Genomic DNA, 17,415 nt, shown 5'->3' with positions numbered 1-17,415 from the left:
CAACCTTTCCCTCGCCAGAAGACCCAAGCCATGTATAGCATAAGGCTTCTTCGGCCGTGACGGAGCCGGACGCTCTCGTTTGGAAGTATACTTACATCGATATATGAGAAGCTTCACCGGCAACCCAGGGGAAGCCCCGGACGAGGCGGCCTTCAAGATAGGGGAGGCGGCCAGGGTCGTCGGTGTCTCCGCGCAGACGCTACGTCTGTGGGAAAGAGAGCGTCTCATCCATCCCCGGCGCACCGAGCGCGGGTACAGGATCTACACCAGCCGGGACATCGAGCGCCTCCGCCAGATAAAACACCTGCGGAGCGTCGAAGGGCTCAACTTCGCCGCCATCCGAAAACAGATAGGGCCGGCCGTCGCGTGCGACGCGGTGACCGGGAAGGGAGCCGCGCCCGGCGAGCGGCTGCGTCGGCTCAGGCTCAAGCGGCGCAAGACGCTTCGGGAGGTCTCCGAGGCCACCGGGCTCTCGGTCTCGTTCATCTCGGCGCTCGAGCGCGGCGGTTCGGGTGCCTCGGTCGCCTCGCTCAGGCGCCTCGCGGATGCTTATGGGGTGAACATGCGGGAGCTCTTCGGCGTGGACGTCGTACACGACTCACCGCTGGTACGTGCCGGCGAAAGGGCCGTGATGCGCTGGGAGAACGGCGTACGCTTCGAGGAGATGGCGCCGGGGGGGCGGGCGATGGACCCGTCCTACGTCTACGTTCCAGCCGGTGCCGGAAGCGAAGGATTCTACTCGCACACCGGGGAGGAGTTCATCCATCTGCTCTCCGGCAAGCTCACCGTAGAGCTCAAGGACAACGGATGCTACCACCTCGAGCCCGGGGACACCCTCTACTTCCCCTCCACGGTCCCGCACCGCTGGTGGGCACCGGAGACCCACGCCGAGATGATCTACGTGAACAACCCCCCGACGTTCTAGAAGGGATCGAATTGGAACCAGAAGCCCGGCTGGAAGCGCTGCTCTCGCTACCCGCCCTCTCCGGACCCGTCGTCTCCCGCGACGGGCGGCACGTGGCCTGGAGCTGGTCGCGCCTCGCGCCGACCGCCGACGTGTATGCGGCCCCGGTAGACGGCTCCGGCGAGCCGGTGCGCCTGACCGAGACGGATGAGAACGCCTACCCCGTCTCCTGGACCCCGGACGGGAGCGGCCTCATCGTCGAGCAGGATACCGGCGGCGACGAAAGGTCCGTCCTCTACCTCGTCCGGCTCGAGAGACCGGGCGAGCTCGTCCCGCTCACCGATGAGAGGCCCCGCTTCTTCATCCAGGGCGGCGAGCTGCACCCGAACGGACGATGGCTCGTCTACGCGGCGAACCTCGACCCCGAGAGCGGGAAGGAGGACGAGGTATACCGCGTCTTCCGCCAGGACGTAAAAACTGGAGAGAGGCTCGTGCTTGCGACCCCGCGGAGGAGCGGCTACCTGGAGCCGCGCCTGAGCCCCCGGGGAGACCGCGTGCTCTACCACCGCAGCGACCTCGACCCTGCGGGACGACAGGTCTGGATCACGGACATCAAGGGGGGCGGGGACCACGAGGTGCTGAACTTCGGGCCGGAGACCAAGGTCGAGGCCTCGTGGCTCCCCGACGGACGCCGCATCGTCTTCACCGCCGAGGCGGAAGGGAGGCGCAGGCTCGGGACATTCGACGCGGAGGATGGCCGTATGAGGTGGCTCATCGACGACCCGCGCCGCAACGTCGAGTACGCCTTCGCCCCGCCTGGAGGCCCGCTGGTCGCGGCGGAGATGCGGGAGGGGCGCCTCTCGGCGGTGCTCGTGGACCCGGAGAGCGGGGAGGAGAGCCAGCCGCCGCGCACGACGGGGAGCTTCGTCCCGCTCGTCCGGGTGCGGGAGGGAGAGTGGGCCGGGCTCCTCTACTCCTCGACGCAGCCGGCGGACCTCGTCCTCTCCTCCCCATCCGGTACGAGGAGCCTGACCGGGCTGTGGGAGAGGACCAGGCTGCGTCCCGAAGACCTCGTCCCCGCGGAGGACTTCCGGTGGCGCTCGGTGGACGGGCTCGAGGTGCAGGGCTGGCTCTACCGGGCACGCGGGGAGGCAGTCGGTACGGTAGTCCTCGTCCACGGCGGACCGACCAGCGTGAGCGAGGACAGGTTCAACGCCCAGGTACAGTTTTTCGCCGCGAACGGGTTCAACGTCCTCTGCCCCAACTACAGGGGGAGCACCGGCTTCGGGCTCGAGTTCCAGGAGAAGATCAAAGAAGACGGCTGGGGAGGGCGCGAGCAGGAGGACATAAGGCGCGGGATCGAGGCGCTCATCGAGGCCGGGATCGCCGAACCGTACCGGGTCGGGGTCACGGGGACCTCCTACGGCGGGTACTCGGCGTGGTGCGCGATCACCCGCTACCCGCCCGAGATCGTCGCCGCCGCGGCCCCTGTCTGCGGGATGACCGACCTCGTCGTCGACTACTACTCGACCCGCCCCGACCTCCGCCCCTACAGCGAGGAGATGATGGGCGGCTCCCCGGAGGAGATCCCGGAGAAGTACCGCGAGCGCTCTCCGATCAACAACGTGAAGAACATCCGGGGGCGCCTGCTCATCGTGCAGGGCGAGCGCGACCCGAACGTCACCCCCGAGAACGTCCGGGCGGTGGTGAAGGAACTCGAACGGCACGGCATCCCCTACGAACTTTTGACCTTCGCGGACGAGGGGCACGGCATCTCGCGCCCCAAGAACCTGCGAGTCCTCTACCCGCGCCTGGCGCGCTTCTTCCGGGAGGCGTTCGCGCAGGGTCCCGGGCTCGGTTAAACTCGCTTCCGGAAAGAAAGGAGGCGTCGTACATGGCCGAATCCCCGGAGAGGATAGCGCCGGGCGTCTACAGGGTGGACGCGGTAGGAATCCCGAACGCGGTCAACGTCCTGCTGCTCGAGAACGACGACGGCTGGACGCTCGTCGATACCGGCGTCGCCGGCAGCGTGCGCCGTATCAGGGAGGCGCTCGGCACGCTCGGCTCCGGACCGGAGGAGATAAGACGCATCTTCCTCACCCACCAGCACTCCGACCACACCGGGGGGCTGCCGGGCATGCTGCAGATCGCACCGCAGGCCGAGGTCGGGGCCGCAGGGCGCGAGGCCGAGGTGATCTCCGGCAGAAGAGCCCCCGACGTGCAGGAGGGACGTCTGCTGCGCCTGATGTCCTCCAGGACAGCCCTCCCCACGGCGCCGGTCGGGAAGGTCCTGCACGAGGGGGACTTCGTTTCGGGGTTCCGGATCATCGCGACGCCGGGGCACACTCTGGGGCACGTCTCGCTCCTGCGCGACGATGACGGGCTGCTCTTCACCGCCGACGCCTTCGGCTGCATGCCGCGCAGGCTCCGCGTCGGGGTGCGCCGCGCGTTCTGCACGGACTACGAGCTCGCGCGCCGCTCGGCCCGCAAGCTCCTCGAAGAGGAGTTCGCGACGGTCGTCTTCTCCCACGGCGGGACGCTGCGCGCCGGGGCCCGGGCCGCGCTGCGAGCCGCACTGGAGAGGTCGTGAGCGGTCGCTACGACGCGATAGTCGTGGGAGCGGGGCACAACGGCCTCATCGCCGCGGCCTACCTCGCCCGCGCGAGGCTGCGCGTCCTGGTCCTCGAGCGGCGGGAGATCATCGGTGGGGCGACGGTCACCGAGGAGATCTGGCCCGGCCACCGCCTCTCGACCTGCTCTTACGTGTGCAGCCTGCTCCTCCCCGAGGTGGTAAAGGACCTCGACCTCCCGCGCCACGGCTACAGCGTCCGGCCGCTCGACCCGCAGTACTTCGTCCCCTTCCCGGACGGGCGGTACATGATCTCCCACCTCGATACCGAACGAACGAAGCGGGAGATCGCCAGATTCTCCGAGAAGGACGCCGAAAACTACGACGCTTACCAGGCGATGTGGGATCGCATCATCGGCCGCATGCGCCCGCTCATGCTCGGCCCTGCCCCATCTCCCGCGCAGCTGGAGGCGGCCTTCTCCGGCCCGGAGGGCGAAGAGGACTGGCGCACCCTCACCAAGTCCAGCGTCGCGGAGGTACTCGACCGCTTCTTCGAGTCCGAGGAGGTCAAGGCCCCGCTGTGCGTGGGGGGTGTGATCGGGACGAACGCCGGGCCGCGCGATCCCGGCACCGCCTACGTCAAGTTCCACCACGTCCTGGGCAGCGTCGGGGGACATCAGGGCGCCTGGGGCTACGTGCGCGGCGGGATGGGTGAGGTCGCGGAGGCGATCGCCTCCTCCGCCAGGGAGCACGGGGCCGAGATCCTCACCGGGGCAGAGGTCGAGCGGGTGGAGCTCGACGACGGGGGCGTGCGCGGCGTCGTCCTCTCCGACGGCCGTTCTTTCGAGGCGGATACCATCCTCTCGAGCGCCGACCCGCACCGGACCTTCCTCGGGATGGTGGGGGAGGAGAGGCTGCCGCAGGAACTCGTCGAGGGCGTGAGACGGCTGCCGGTGAAGGGCTCCGTGGTCAAGGTCTTCCTGGCGCTCGGCGAGCTCCCGGACTTCGAGGCCCTGCCGGGGAAGGAGGTCGGGCCGCAGCACACCGGCGCGATCGTCATAAACCCCTCCATGGACTACCTGCAGAGAGCGTGGGAGGATTGCGCGCGCGGCCGCCCCTCGCAGAGGCCGTTCCTCGAGGCGTACATCCAGAGCGCGACCGAAGACGGGCTCGCGCCTCCGGGCAGGCACGTGATGAGCATCTTCTCCCAGTACGCCCCCTACGACCTGGCGGAAGGCAGCTGGGAGGAGAGGCGCGAGGAGATCGGCGAGAACATCGTCGCGACCCTCGCGCAGTACGCGCCGAACCTCCCCGGAGCGGTCGAACGCATGGAGGTGCTCGGCCCGCGCGAGATCGAGGAGAAGATCGGGATCACCGGCGGCAACATCTTCCACGGCGAGATGCGGCCGGAGCTGATGTTCTCCGGGAGGCCCGCGCCGGGGCTGGACGGCTACCGCACGCCACTCCGCGGACTCTACCTCTGCGGGGCCGGGGTCTGGCCCGGCGGGGCGGTCTTCGGGGCGCCGGGGCGCAACTGCGCGCTCGAGGTGCTGCGGGACGCGAAGCGGGGTTGAAGAGCTCCGCTCCCTGCCTGACGCCTACCCTGGAAGGATGGTCTCCATCTTGTCCAGATCGTCGCCGGTAAGCTTCCACCCGGCGGCGGAGGCGTTGCTCCGCACCTGTTCGGGCGAGGTCGCCCCCGCGATGACCGAGGCGACCGTGGGGCGGGAGAGGAGCCAGGAGAAGGCGAGGTCGAGGATGGTGTGCCCACGCTCTTCGGAGAAGGCGATCAGCCTCTCGACCACCTCCAGATTTTCCTCCGAGAGGAGCTTCCTGAAGCGTTCGCTTCCGGCTATGCGGGTTCCCTCCGGTACGGGCCGTCCCCGGCGGTACTTGCCCGTGAGGAGGCCGTTGGCGAGCGGGAAGTACGGGAGGAAGGCCATTCCCTGCCGCTCGCACTCGGGGAGCACCTCCCGCTCCGGTTCGCGGTGGAGCAGGCTGTACTCGTTCTGGACGCTCACGAATCGCGCCGCCCCGTCGCGCACCACCTCCCCGGCCTCCCGGAGCTGCTCGGCGGAGAAGTTCGAGCAGCCGATCTCACGCACCTTCCCCGCCTTCACCAGTTCGTCGAGCGCGGCGAGCGTCTCTCCTATCGGCACCTCCGGGTCGGGCCGGTGGAGCTGGTAGAGGTCTATGTAGTCGGTGCCGAGGCGCCTGAGGCTGTCCTCGACGGCCCGCCGGACGTAGTCGGGGTGGGCTCCTTTTCGCTCCTCGTCGATCTCGCTGCCGAACTTGGTGGCGATCACGGCTTCCTCGCGCCGGGAGCCGAGCGCCCGTCCGAGGAACTCCTCGCTTCTGGTCCCGCCGTAGACGTCCGCGGTGTCGAAGAAGTTTACGCCCGCATCGAGCGCGGCGGCGACCACGCCTGCGGTCTCACGCTCGTCGAGCCGCCACCCGAAGTTGTTGCATCCCAGCCCGACGACCGAGACCGAGAGCGAGCCGATCTTCCTGTACTCCATCTCTACCTCCCCTCCGCGAGGGCGGAGATCCTCTCCCGGGCCCCCGGGCCGTAGACTCCGCCGTGGTAGCAGATCACGTACTCCACATCGCAGGGCGCGAGCTTCGCGAGGGATGCCAGCGCCCGCTCCATGTCCGGGGTCGCGCCTTCGGCCGGACCGACGAGCTCGCCGTCCTCGACGTTGAGCTCGTCGCCGGAGATAAGGACCCGCGCACCCTCCAGGAAGAGGCTGATGTGCCCCGGGGTGTGGCCGGGGGTGTGGATGACCCTTATCCCGCCGTGGACCGGCAGCACCTCCCCGTCGGAGAGGGTGCGGGTGAGCCTGGCGGAGGGCGGGCTGGCAAGAAGGCTCTCCATACGCCGCCGCTCATCGCCGGGGAGCGAGGAGACCATCCGCGCCAACCGCTCGGGGCTGAGCTTTATCGGGGTGCGCTCGCCCTCGATGTACGGCCGGTCGTCCTCGTGCGCCAGGACCTCGACGTCTCCCTCGAGCGCCCCGACGACTTCCGGGAGAGCCCCGATGTGGTCTATGTCCTGGTGGGTTAGGACGACGCGCCGGATATCCCCGAAGTCCGCGCCGGCCGCCGCGACTTCCCGCCTCAGATCGTCGAGCTGTCCGGGGAGCCCTGCGTCCACGAGCGTCGCGCCCTCGGCCCCGGCGATGAGGACCGGGTGGATCACGCGGCTGCGTCCCGAGAGGTTCATCTCGAGCTCGAGCGCGAAGACGCCGTCTGCAACCTGCTTCACGAAATACCCCCTCTCGAAAGATCCCGTTCCAAAATATCCGGAGACGATTATATCCCCGGCTCCTCCGGCATCCTGTGCACCTGGATCCGGACCTCCCCCTCCCCGTACTCCCGGCAGCGGGCCCGCACCCTCACCACCCCCTCCCCGCCGCGCACCCCCCGCACCCAGACCGCGCCGGCCCCGCCCGCCTCTCCGAGGTCGAAGGGGTTCTCCCCTATGATCTCACCGGGTCCCTCCAGATCCAACACGACCTCTCCCGCGGCGCGGGGACGCGCGTTCCCGTAGCGGTCGGTGATGCAGAAGACGACCCTTGTTGCGTCCGAGCCGTCGCCGGATATCCCGGCGTCATCGGAGGAGACGGTGAGCCGGTCCTGCTCCTCGTCCGCCGAGAACACCCTGGAGGCGACCTTCCTCGCCCCCACGTAGCCGTCTATCTCGAGCTCAGGCCTGCTCCCCCGTACGACCCTGAGGTCGGCGAAGAAGGGCGGGTGGGGCAGGTTGCCGTAGCGGCTGCGGTCGGGGAACAGGGTGGAATGGTGCTCCCCGTCCATATAGACCTCGAGGCGCTCGCAGTTCGAGAAGATCGGGGCCTCCCCGCCCGGCCCGTCCGGCGTCTCCGGCCCGAAGTACCAGTAGAAGGCGGGCTCTATGACCGGCCCTTCGGCGATGTCCCTCTGCGCGCGGTAGAAGGCGGCGCCCGGTTTGGGGATCCGGAAGACGTCGCAGACCCCGGGGCTCTTGACGTCCCGGGAGGAGTCGACCGGGGAGTTGTAGTCGAAGGCGCACCAGCCGAGCACCCCGGCGATGCGCCGGTCGCCCGCGGCCGCCTCGTGGGCCCGCGCGTGGCGCATCGCCTGCAGGGTCTGCACCCGGGGTGGGTCGGTGCGCCGGTAGTGGCGGCGGAACCCCCGCAGCTTCCCGGGCGCCTTCTGCCCCACGGCCTCGGAGACGAGGTAGAGCGGTCTGTGGGGCGGTCCCGGCGGGAAGCTGTAGTCGTTGTGTCCGAAGACGTCCTGACGCAGGGGATGGCTTCTCCTGTGGTACGCGCCGGCGGTCTGGCGGGTGCCGTCGAGACCGTGGGCGAGGCGGTTGAGCGAGGCGAAGAAGCCGGGGTGGTCGCGGTCGGATTCGTTCACCCTCACGCCCCACACGACGACCGAAGGGCGGTTGCGGTCGCGCAGGATCATACGCCGCACGCCCTCCGCCGCCGCCGCCCGCCACCTCCTTCCGCCGACGTGGTGCCAGCCGGGCATCTCCTCCCAGACCAGGAGCCCGAGCTCGTCGCAGGCGTCGAGGAAGGCCTCCGACTGCGGATAGTGCGAGCAGCGGACCATGTTGCAGCCAAGCTCTCTTTTGAGGATCTCGGCGTCTTTGCGCTGGATTCGCGCGGGCATCGCCCCGCCGACGTGGGGGAAGAGCTCGTGCCGGTTGAGACCTCTTATCTGAAGACGCCGGCCGTTGAGGAAGAAGCCCTCCGGCGTGAAACGCGCCTCCCTGAAGCCCGTGCGCACCCTCCTGCGATGGACCTCGAGCCCCCTACGCATGAGACGCGCCTCGACCTCGTAGAGCCTCGGATGCTCGACGTCCCACCGCTCCACCTCCCCGACCCCGCAGAGCGGGATGCGTACGGTCCCGCGGGCGACGCCCCCGCGACCCTCCGCAACGACGCACCCGCCGTCGAGCAGGAGGACACGGACCGAGAGGCCTTCCTCCGGCGGCCCGTCGAGCGAGAGCAGCGCCTCCACCACCCCCCTCTGCCCCACCCGTACGAACACGTCTGAGACGAACGTATCGGGCACCACCTCGAGCGAGACGCCCCGGTGTATCCCGCCGAAGGTGTCGAAATCGAGAGCCCTCCCGCCGAAGGGAGGGACGTCCCGCAGGCTCCGCCGGGTGTCGAGCACGACCGAGAGCAGGTTGTCCTCCTCCGGAACGAGGTGCCCGGTGAGCTCGAAGCAGAACGGGGTGTAGCCGCCCCTGTTCTCGCCGAGCAGCGTACCGTTGATATAAACCTTCGATACACACATCGCTCCCTCGAAGCTGACGAAGGCGCGCTTCCCGGTCCAGACCGCCGGTGGGGTCAAGTGCCGGCGGTAGATCCAGACCCCCTCGTAGCGGGAGCGGTCCACGTCGTGCCAGGGGAGGCGGGCGACGGAGTGGGGGAGCGTGACGGGCTCGAAGCCGGAATCGTCGAAGCCGGGCAGGTGGGCCCCTTCTCTCATCCGCCCGCCGAAGAGCCAGCCGCCGTCGAGCGGGATCACGCCCGGCGGCGGCGCTGGAGGAGCAGGGTGGTGACGCTGCGGGGGGAAAGGGCGGCGACGAGCAGGTCGCGGTGCACCGACGGCGGGGCCACCGGCTCGAGGTTGCGGCTCTCGCTCGTCTCGTAGGCGGCGGTAGGATGAAGGTGCGGCTCTGGGAGGCGCAGGCGCAGGGTGCGAGGTGAGCGGGAGTCGTTCGTGGCGACGATCTGCCACCCGCCACCGCCCGAGAAAGCCAGCACCTTGAGGCCCGCGGGAGCGCCGAGCACGTCGTGGCGCAGGTATCCGGGGCGGACGAAGCGGCTGAAGTTACCCATGACCCAGTAGCGCTTGGTCAGGTAGAGCTGCTGGTTGCCGTTCTCCCGGTAGTCCGGGTCGTAGTAGATGAGGCCCTTGTCGTAGCCGAGGTAGTTCATACGGTAGGGACAGGAGGGGTCTTTCATCGGGTCACAGCCGAGGGCAGAAGAGAGCGCCACCCACCAGTGCCAGGCCGCGTCGTTCGCCTGGGTGAGGTCCTGATGAATCGCGCCGGCCATCCACAGCGCATTGGTCATCGTCGGGTCGTACTGCCTGCCATAGGTCTTCGTCCGGCTGTCCCAGCAGCTGATCTCGGTCATCCACAGCGGGCGGTCGAAGAACTCCCCGACGAGCCGCCGGGCCCGCCGGAGCGTCGCGTCGTCCGGGTAGTCGTACGTGTGGTGGGCGAGGGCTGCGACCTGCTCCGCCGCTGCCGGGACGTTCATCCAGGCCGGGACCTCGGGGATGAACTGGCTGCCCACCTGGCTCGACTCGTCGGCGACGACGCGCGAGTGCGGGGCGCGGCGGGCGAGCTCCCGCCCCAGGTGCTCGACCAGTATCGCCCGCTGGATGATCGGGACGGCCATCCCCTCCTGCACCCCCCCGCCCCAGACGTAGTCCGGCTCGTTCATCGGGCTTATGTACGAGAGGGTTATACCCTCGCTCCGGAAATGCTCCGCCACGTCCGCCAGGTAGCGGGCGTAGTGCGGTTCGGCGCCGCGGATCAGGTACCCACCCGTGTTCAGGTGGTTGGTGATCCAGATCGCAGGGGCGCTGTTCGCGAAACCGACGATGATCGGGACCCCATGCCCGGCGGCGAGCTCCAGGAAGAGCCTTCCGCCCGGGTCGCGGCTCCAGTCGTAGACGCCGGGACGCACCAGGAAGGTCTGGGGTGCGTGCTCGGGGATCCTCACCCCCACCCCTCCTCCGCCGATGTTGTAGCGGTAGACGCTGAGCCCTATACCCTTCTCCCGGTCGAAGAGAAGCTCGCCCACCCTCCTCTGCACTCCGGGGTCGAAGTGGACGAGGTCGTTGGGCCACCAGGCCCCCGAGGCCCCGAAGCCCTGCATGATCTGGGAAGGGTCCTTCCTGACGGATGCCACAGAGGAACGGTCCTCCGATAGGAACCAGGGCTTCCTGCCGCCCGCGGCGATGGCCGCCGCGGCGGCTCCGGTCACCCCGAGCTTCAGGAGGTCCCTCCGACTGATCTTCTCTCCGAATCCCAAACGCATCTCACCCATCGAGCGCCGAAAAGCTTCTCAAAGAGCTTGCACCGGGCCGGTGCAAGAGGGTGCATAAGATGGTACGCTTCTGCGCCCGGCAAGGTTTTGTACCGTGGGATCCCTGCGGTGGCCGGTAGAACGATGACCACCATCGGCGGCCTCCCAACCCTGCACTTCAGGGTACGGCCGCAGGATCTCGAACACCACTCTCAAGCCCCCCTCCTCTACTCGTCCCTGAGGTTCAGGTACTCGTCGACCCGGAACCTGAACCCTGTGCCGTGGCGCCCTCCGGAGGAATCCTCCGCCACGAACCGCAGGCGCGGTCTCCCGCCGTAGCCCGCGTCCCGCAGCGTGCGGGCGAGCGTCTTCGCCCGCACCCAGAACCTAACCGACTCTCCGGGTGAGAGCGTGCACGGCAGGCTGCGCTCCCCCTCGAACCCCTCGCCGAAGAACACCCCGGAGCCGTCCGCAGGCTCCACCCCGATGCGCCGCACCTCGGCAGCAACCTCACCCGTGTTGGCGACCTCGAAGAAGGCGTACAGCGGCGAGATCTCCTGTTCGTCGGGGAGGGTGAAGGCGCCGGGCGAGTAGCCCAGAGAGAGCTGCACTCCTCCCCCGCGCCTTCGGAAAAGGAACCTCATACGGGCAAGGATAACACCCGCTCAGCCGCCCAGCGCATCCCGGATTATCCGGTCGTGGTCGAAGGCGAGCTCGACGACGGCGGGGTCCAGAAGCAGCGCCTCCGAGGCGTCGTCGGAGCCCCGGGGCTCGGCGTCGCCGCCCACGGGATGGGCCAGAAACGCCACCGAGACGTTGTGGCCCCGTGGGTCCCGGGCCGGTTCGGAATAGACCCCGACGAGCCGCTCCAGCTCGACTTCGAGCCCGGTCTCCTCCCGGACCTCGCGGCGGGCGGCCTGCTCGACCGTCTCGCCGACGTCCACGAACCCACCCGGCAGCGCCCAGCGGCCTCTGAAAGGTTCGTTGGCCCGGCGGATCAGGACGACCCTGCCGTCCCGGTCCGGGATCACGACGTCCACCGTGAGCTTCGGTGTCTCTGGTGCGGGCATATCCGGCAAACCTCCTCTCGAAACGACACCGCGCTCTCTTTACCCGTACGCGCGGTCCTCAACCCCGTCCCTCGGGGATCAGAGCGGCGAGCCCGGCCCCGAGCAGGCACAGAACGGCCGAGACGGCGAAAGCAACTGCGAACGCCACCTGTGCCGGTCCTCCGGAGGTGGTGAACGTGGCGAGGAGCACCGCCCCGACCTGCCCGCCGATGCCACCCCCGACCCGGCGCAGGACGCTGTTCAACGCGTTCGATATGCCCGTGTCGCGCACGCTCACGGCGCGGGTGACGAGGTTTCCGCCGGAGCTCACGCCGAAGCCCATCCCGAACCCGAGCAGGAACATCTCCGGCCCGATCTGCCAGGGCTCTTCGTGCCAGACGGCGAGCAACGCGGTCCCAGCGGCGGCGAGCAGCATCCCGCCGGCGAAGGTCCACTTCGATCGCAACCGGCGGCCGATGGCTCCCGAGAGAGGGCCAGCGGCGAGCTGCCCCAGGGCGCCCGGCACCAGGAAGAGCCCTGCTCCGGCGGCCCCGTGCGCGGACTCTACGAGCTGGGGGATCAAAAAATAGCTGCCGAAGAGCGCGTACCCCAACGTCATGGTGGCCAGGTTCGTGCGGAGCACCGCCGGCGCTCCGAAGACGTGCAGGTCTATCAGCGGGTTCTCGGTCCGCAGCTCGCGCACCACCCATCCGGCGAGCAGCGCGCAGGCGAGAACGAAGAGCCCCACGACCACCCCGGAGGTCCAGCCCAAAGAGACCCCTTCGGTCAACGCCAGGAGCAGCGCGGCGAGCGACCCGCCGAAGAGGACTCCTCCGGCGACGTCCAGCCGGCCCTCTCTTCCTCGCCGGGAAGAAGGCGGGACGAAGAGGGCGACGAGCGTCATCCCGGCAAAGATGGCCACCCCTCCGACGGCGAAGATCAGCCGCCAGGAAGCAAACCCGGCGATGAGGCCGCCGAGGCCGAGGCCGAGGGCGGTCCCGATCCCGAACCCCCCGGTCAGCGCCCCGATCGCCGTGCCCAGGCGGTCCGCGGGCAGCACATCGCGCACCAGAGCGAAGGTCAGGGGGAAGACCGCTCCACCTATCCCCTGCAACCCGCGGAAGAAGACGAGGACGGCGATGTCCGGCGAGAGCGCCGCGCCCACCGATCCCACCAGAAAGACCCCCAGCGCCCACAGGAGCATCCGCCTGCGCCCGCGACGGTCGCCGAGCCTGCCCACGAAAGGCGTGGCGGCGGAGGAGACGATCAGGTACCCCGAGAGCAGCCACGCGCTCCACTCGGGGGTGGAGCCGAAGTCCCGCTCGATGGTCGGGATGGCCGGGATCACCGCCGTCTGCTGGAAGGCGAAGGCGATGTCCGCGACGAGGAGCGCGACGAAGACGGCCCGGTAGCCACGTGGGCCGTCTTCGTGTTTCGTTCGAGGTCTCTCGTTCAAGCCATGGACTCCTGATGGATCTCGCAAACCGGCAACAAGCCCTCTTGGTGATGTTCTAGCACCACGCACGCCGCCCGGCCTCCACGAGGCGTTATCCTTTGTGTGTATGGTGCGGGAGAGGAAGACATGAAGATCCTTGCGGTCAGCGACGAGGTGGAGCGGGTGCTCTACGGGCCCGCGCTCGAGTCCTACGCCGGGGGGGTGGAGGCGGTCGTCTCCTGCGGAGACCTCCCCTTCGACTACCTCGAGTACCTCGTCACGGTCCTCGGCGTGCCCCTCTTCTACGTCCTCGGCAACCACGATCCCGCTCCTGAGAACGGGAAGCACCCCGGCGGGTGCACCCCACTCGACGGGCGCATCGAGGAGCTCGGCGGGCACGCCCTCGCCGGCCTCTCGGGCTCCCACCTCTACTCGGACGGTCCCAACCAGTACACCGAGCGCCAGATGCGCCGCCGCGCCCGACGCCTCTCTTCACACATAAGGAGGCGCACGCTGTTCGGCAGACCCGCCCCCGACATCTTCGTCTCCCACGCGCCGCCCTTCGGCCTCGGAGACAGGGAGGACGTCTGCCACACCGGCTTCGAATCGTACCTCAAGCTCATAGACCGGCACCACCCGTCCCTCTGGCTGCACGGCCACGTCCACCTCTACGGCCCGGAGCCGGAGCGTGTAACGAAGAGGGGCTCGACCAGGGTGGTGAACGTCTTCGGACACCGCATCCTCGAAGTTTGAGATACGCATCATGAACCACCTTGTAACCGGTGCCGGCCCGGTATAAATTCTCGTTCGTGGCCAGCGATCTCATCGGCTCCGGAGCCCAGGCAGACCGGGACTTCAGCGTGGCGCGCAGGAAGGCCTTCCTGCGCAGGCTAGGTGCCTTCCTGCGCAACGACCCGGCCTCGAACCAGCTGCTCTCCTTCGAGGAGGTAAAAAAAGCGCTCGGGGCCGTCGAGCAGGTCTACCTCGGGATGCGGGTCGTCCCGGTCGACAAGATCGTCGGCAGCGTCGGGCGCCACCGCGACTTCGACCGGGCCTTCCTGCCATCCAAACGCGACCTCGGGGTGCGCTGGAAGAGGATCGACCAGCTCATGCACCGCGCGGAGGAGCTGCCCCCCATAAGCCTCTACAAGATCGGGGACGCCTACTTCGTGCAGGACGGCAACCACCGGGTCTCGGTCGCCCGCATGCAGGGGGTCGAGATGATCGACGCCGAGGTGACCGAGCTGCGCACCCGCGTCCCTATAGACGCGAGCATCACCCCCGCGGAGCTTTTGCACAAGCTCGAGCAGCGCAGGTTGCTCGAACGCCTCCCGATGGACCGTGTCCTGCCGGAGATAGAGGTGCGCTTCTCGGACGTCGGGGACTACCGGAGGCTGGCCTCCTACATCGAGGCCCACGGCTTCAGGCTCTCCCAGCTCTGGCGCCGCTACGTCTCTCCCGAGGAGGTCCTGCGCGACTGGTACGAGTACTCCTACCGCCCGATAGTCGAGATGATCCGGGAGGAGAGGGTGCTAGACGCCTTCCCCGGCCGCACCGAGCTCGACCTCTACCTCTGGATCGTCGAGCACCGGGAGCGGCTCGCGCTCGAGACCCGCGACGACTCGGTGAGCCCCTCCGACGCGAAGGAGGATCTCCTCCGCCGCGAGCGCAGGACCCTCCGCCTGCCCCTGCTGCACCGGGACGGCGACCACTGAGGTGAACCTTCGCAGGGAGGGCGGAGCTTGCACCAGGACGCTGATGCGATAGTCGTCGGGGCGGGGCTCGCGGGGCTGGTCGCCGCCTGCGAGCTCGCCGGGGCCGGAAGGCGCGTGATCCTGCTCGACCAGGAACCCGAACGGTCGCTCGGCGGGCAGGCGTACTGGTCCTTCGGCGGGCTCTTCCTCGTCGACTCCCCCGAGCAGCGGCGGTTCGGGATAAGGGACTCGGTGGAGCTCGCGCTCCAGGACTGGATGGGAACCGCTGGCTTCGACCGCGAGGAGGACCGCTGGGCGCGCCGGTGGGCCGAGGCCTACGTGGAGTTCGCCGCGGGCGAGAAGCGCTCCTGGCTCCGGAGCCTCGGGGTCGGCTTCTTCCCGATAGTCGGCTGGGCCGAGCGCGGGGGCCGGGGGGCCTCCGGGCCGGGAAACTCGGTCCCGAGGTTCCACATCGTGTGGGGCACAGGCCCCGGTCTCCTCGAACCCTTCGTCGAGAGGCTCCGCGCGGCCGAGAGGCGGGGCAGGGTCTCGCTCCGCTTCAGACACCGGGTCACGGCGCTCGAGGCGGAGGGCGGACACGTCTGCGGCGTGCACGGTGAGATCCTCGAACCTGGCGGCGCGGAGCGCGGGAGAGCGAGCTCGCGCCGGGTGGTCGGGGAGTTCTCGCTCCGGGCTCAGGCCGTCATCGTCGCCTCCGGCGGGCTCGGCGGCAACCACGGGCTGGTGCGCAGAAACTGGCCCGGATGGCTCGGACGACCACCGCGACGGATGCTCTGCGGGGTTCCGGCCCACGTCGACGGCGGGATGCTCGAGGTCGCGGCGAGAGCCGGGGCCCACCTCACGAACCTCGACCGCATGTGGCACTACACCGAGGGGATCGAGTACCCGGACCCGATCTGGGAGAACCACGGCATACGCATCCTCCCCGGCCCCTCCTCGCTGTGGCTCGACGCCCGCGGCCGCCGGCTGCCGCCCCCCCTCTTCCCCGGCTTCGACACCCTGGGCACCCTCCGGCACATCCTGCAGACCGGATACGACCACACCTGGTTCGTGCTCACGCGCCGGATACTCGAGAAGGAGTTCGCCCTCTCCGGCTCGGACCAGAACCCGGACCTAACCGCAAGGAGCGTCCCCCGGGTGCTCGGGCGGCTGCTTCCGGGCGCGCCGGCCCCGGTAAAGGGGTTCGTGCGCGCGGGCCGGGACTTCGTCACCGCCCGCACCGTCCCCGAGCTCGCGCGGAGGATGAACGCCCTCACAGGCGGCGACCCACCCCTCGATCCGGCGCTGCTGAAGGAGGAGATCGTCGCCCGCGACCGCGAGCTCGCGAACCCGTTCGGCAAGGACCTGCAGGTGGCGGCGATCCGGGAGGCCCGCCGCTACGCGGGCGACAGGCTCATCCGGGCCGCAAGGCCCCACCGGTTGCTCGATCCCGGCGCCGGTCCGCTCGTCGCGGTGCGGCTGCGCATCCTGACCCGCAAGACCCTCGGCGGCATACAGACCGACCTCTCCTCGCGGGCGCTCGGGGCCGACGGCACACCCATCCCGGGCCTCTACGCCGCCGGGGAGGCGGCAGGCTTCGGGGGTGGGGGGATGCACGGCTACCGCTCGCTCGAGGGGACCTTCCTGGGCGGATGCCTGTTCTCCGGCAGGGCGGCCGGACGGGCCGCCGCTTCGGACATCCTGTAGGAGCTCAGCCGGCCGGGAAGATCTCCTTGACACCCACGATGTGGTACCAGCCCGCCGGGATCCTGTCGTAGCGCACCACCGTGCCGGGCTCGGGCGCGTGGATCATGCGCCCGTCGCCGGTGAGGATCCCGACGTGGGTTATCCCGGGCCCGTAGCCGCTGGCGTACCCGAAGACGAGGTAGCCCCGCTTGAGGTCGGTGCGCGGGACTTTCTTTCCCACCGGGCTGTCGTACTGCTGGGCCGCGTTGTGCGGCAGGCTCACGCCGAGCTGCCCGAAGACCCGCATCGTGAGCCCCGAGCAGTCGACGCCGTCGCGCGAGGCCCCACCGTAGCGGTAGGGCACTCCGAGCCAGCTCCTGGCCACCCGCAGCACGTCCGCCCCGGTGTACCCGCTCTGACGGTTGCGGACGTAGCGCACGACCTTGACCGCATCCGCGATGATGTACCCCTGAGAGCTCGACTGGCGGGTGATCCTCACCCGCCACTGGTCGCCGGCCCCGAGCCGGAATACCCCGAGACGAACCCACCTTCCACCGTTCCTGCGCTGGTCGACGTGCATCCAACGCCAGCCGGAGGTCGTCCTGACCCCGACGCGCACACGACCGTTGTAGCCCTGGTTGGCCGGCCAGCGGGCGTAGACCACGTAGCGCGCCGTCCGCGGGACCCGAACTTTGAACGAGGCCGGGTCCTGCTTTCCGGCCGGTTTCGCGAAGCGGTAGTTTCTGCCGTACTTCTGGTCGCTCCAGTGGCTGTAACCCCACGCCCGGGAAGCGGAGAACCTCCCCTTGGTGGCGTTGTCGACCACCTGCGTGTAGGGCGCGGCCCCGGCCACGGGTACGAAGGCCAGATAAGCGAGAACCGCCGCCGCGAGGGCGAGCGCGGCAGAGAGGTGTTTTGATCTCCGGTCCATTTCCCCCCTCCAAGTCCGGACAATCTTTTCGGGGCAGTATAGACGAAACGAGCGCAGCCCGCTGAAAGGGCGGGAGCTTTCGGGGAGCGGCTCCCGCCCTCTTGCAC

The 17,415-nt window shown here is 69.2% G+C and carries 15 protein-coding genes; 7 read left to right on the top strand and 8 right to left on the bottom strand.

The window, feature by feature from the left end; all coding sequences use genetic code 11:
• The first annotated feature begins 103 nt into the window (after positions 1-103).
• From AC6EKW_RS14870 to AC6EKW_RS14855, 4 genes are read left to right on the top strand one after another with little or no spacing between them, the layout of a single operon-like run.
• Positions 104-925, top strand: a complete 822-nt coding sequence (locus AC6EKW_RS14870) for a MerR family transcriptional regulator (RefSeq protein ID WP_273889470.1) — start codon at positions 104-106, stop codon at positions 923-925.
• A gap of 11 nt (positions 926-936) precedes the next feature.
• Positions 937-2,766: a S9 family peptidase gene (locus AC6EKW_RS14865; protein ID WP_498514815.1), complete on the top strand. Its 1,830-nt coding sequence runs from the start codon at positions 937-939 to the stop codon at positions 2,764-2,766.
• Positions 2,767-2,798: 32 nt separating this feature from the next.
• On the top strand, positions 2,799-3,494 hold the full coding sequence (locus AC6EKW_RS14860; RefSeq protein WP_498514814.1) for an MBL fold metallo-hydrolase: 696 nt from the start codon (positions 2,799-2,801) through the stop codon (positions 3,492-3,494).
• Complete coding sequence (locus AC6EKW_RS14855) at positions 3,491-5,047, top strand: phytoene desaturase family protein (protein WP_498514813.1); 1,557 nt, start codon at positions 3,491-3,493, stop codon at positions 5,045-5,047. The genes AC6EKW_RS14860 and AC6EKW_RS14855 overlap by 4 nt, the downstream gene beginning before the upstream one ends.
• Positions 5,048-5,071: 24 nt before the next feature.
• Here the strand turns inward: AC6EKW_RS14855 and AC6EKW_RS14850 are convergent, their stop codons facing one another.
• From AC6EKW_RS14850 to AC6EKW_RS14820, 7 genes are all read right to left on the bottom strand, one after another.
• Positions 5,072-5,992: an aldo/keto reductase gene (locus tag AC6EKW_RS14850; RefSeq protein WP_498514812.1), complete on the bottom strand. Its 921-nt coding sequence runs from the start codon at positions 5,990-5,992 to the stop codon at positions 5,072-5,074.
• Positions 5,993-5,994: 2 nt separating this feature from the next.
• A complete protein-coding gene (locus tag AC6EKW_RS14845; protein WP_273889463.1) occupies positions 5,995-6,738 on the bottom strand; it encodes an MBL fold metallo-hydrolase in 744 nt (247 codons plus the stop codon).
• A gap of 47 nt (positions 6,739-6,785) precedes the next feature.
• Positions 6,786-8,999: a glycoside hydrolase family 2 protein gene (locus tag AC6EKW_RS14840; RefSeq protein WP_498514811.1), complete on the bottom strand. Its 2,214-nt coding sequence runs from the start codon at positions 8,997-8,999 to the stop codon at positions 6,786-6,788.
• Positions 8,996-10,534, bottom strand: a complete 1,539-nt coding sequence (locus AC6EKW_RS14835; protein ID WP_273889453.1) for a glycoside hydrolase — start codon at positions 10,532-10,534, stop codon at positions 8,996-8,998. The genes AC6EKW_RS14840 and AC6EKW_RS14835 overlap by 4 nt, the downstream gene beginning before the upstream one ends.
• Before the next feature lie 206 nt (positions 10,535-10,740).
• A complete protein-coding gene (locus AC6EKW_RS14830; RefSeq protein WP_273889454.1) occupies positions 10,741-11,124 on the bottom strand; it encodes a hypothetical protein in 384 nt (127 codons plus the stop codon).
• A 54-nt stretch (positions 11,125-11,178) separates the two neighbouring features.
• Entirely contained in the window at positions 11,179-11,583 is a 405-nt protein-coding gene (locus tag AC6EKW_RS14825) for an NUDIX domain-containing protein (RefSeq protein ID WP_498514810.1), read from the bottom strand.
• 58 nt (positions 11,584-11,641) lie between these two features.
• Positions 11,642-13,018 carry an MFS transporter gene (locus tag AC6EKW_RS14820; protein WP_498514809.1) on the bottom strand — a complete coding sequence of 459 codons (1,377 nt, stop codon included), beginning with the start codon at positions 13,016-13,018 and terminating at the stop codon, positions 11,642-11,644.
• A 126-nt stretch (positions 13,019-13,144) separates the two neighbouring features.
• Between AC6EKW_RS14820 and AC6EKW_RS14815 the strand changes: the two genes are divergently transcribed.
• The 3 genes from AC6EKW_RS14815 to AC6EKW_RS14805 are packed head-to-tail and all read left to right on the top strand — an operon-like array spanning position 13,145 to position 16,398.
• Positions 13,145-13,750, top strand: a complete 606-nt coding sequence (locus AC6EKW_RS14815; RefSeq protein ID WP_273889457.1) for a metallophosphoesterase family protein — start codon at positions 13,145-13,147, stop codon at positions 13,748-13,750.
• 56 nt (positions 13,751-13,806) lie between these two features.
• Positions 13,807-14,712, top strand: coding sequence for a hypothetical protein (locus AC6EKW_RS14810; protein ID WP_273889458.1), 906 nt, complete (start codon positions 13,807-13,809; stop codon positions 14,710-14,712).
• 27 nt (positions 14,713-14,739) lie between these two features.
• The gene (locus tag AC6EKW_RS14805) at positions 14,740-16,398 is read left to right on the top strand and encodes an FAD-binding dehydrogenase (protein WP_273889460.1); all 1,659 of its coding nucleotides are present in this window, start codon (positions 14,740-14,742) and stop codon (positions 16,396-16,398) included.
• A gap of 4 nt (positions 16,399-16,402) precedes the next feature.
• Here AC6EKW_RS14805 and AC6EKW_RS14800 read toward each other — a convergent pair whose 3' ends face one another.
• Positions 16,403-17,308, bottom strand: coding sequence for a golvesin C-terminal-like domain-containing protein (locus AC6EKW_RS14800; protein WP_273889461.1), 906 nt, complete (start codon positions 17,306-17,308; stop codon positions 16,403-16,405).
• Positions 17,309-17,415 lie beyond the last annotated feature (107 nt).

The sequence above is a fragment of the Rubrobacter sp. M3-4 genome, assembly GCF_059772285.1.
The sequence above is the reverse complement of the archived record's forward strand: the minus strand, read 5'-3'. Positions and strand labels throughout refer to the sequence as shown.